This window comes from Acinetobacter sp. GWC1_38_13 (genome assembly GCF_001767535.1).
In the GTDB taxonomy this organism is placed as follows: domain Bacteria; phylum Pseudomonadota; class Gammaproteobacteria; order Pseudomonadales; family Moraxellaceae; genus Acinetobacter; species Acinetobacter junii.
The window spans coordinates 1-453 of the sequence record NZ_MELG01000038.1 but is presented as its reverse complement, the minus strand read 5'-3'; the positions used below and the strand labels follow the sequence as shown (position 1 = coordinate 453).

Annotated in this window: 2 pseudogenes; one reads left to right on the top strand and one right to left on the bottom strand. The window is 36.0% G+C overall.

Annotated elements, in window-relative coordinates:
- Positions 1-148: pseudogene (locus A2003_RS03905) on the bottom strand (DMT family transporter); the annotation flags it as partial.
- A gap of 182 nt (positions 149-330) precedes the next feature.
- On the opposite strand from A2003_RS03905, the pseudogene A2003_RS03900 reads away from it, so the two are divergent.
- Positions 331-453, top strand: a pseudogene (locus A2003_RS03900) (AraC family transcriptional regulator); the annotation flags it as partial.

The following is a 453-nucleotide window of genomic DNA, read 5'->3' as shown; positions in this document are numbered from 1 at the left end:
CGACAAAAGCAAACAAGACAATTGCTGAAATAAAAAATCGCCAAAACACCGCAACTGTGGTCGATATTTCACTTTGCTGTTGCAGTGTAATTGCAATCCATGTCGTCCCCCAGATCACCACAACCAAAGCATATAACAATACATTCATAGCTTTTTAACCAAACTTAATACCACACTGTAAAGTTTGCATCTTTGCAGCATTTCATTTCTTTCATTTTCTTGTCGTGATTGTCATTAGCTTGCGTTTTTTAATGTTCGTTATATTCAGATGACAACTAAGGCTGAACGTCCTACACTTAAAACAATCATACTTAACACTTTGTATAGAAGATGAAATATCAAATTCTTGATCAATTACAGCAACATAAAGCTCAATTGCTTGACTCAGTTGAATTGGGTTCAGGTATGCAATTGGCCATGTGGGAAAATAATCAAGATCGCGTCAATGTCTGT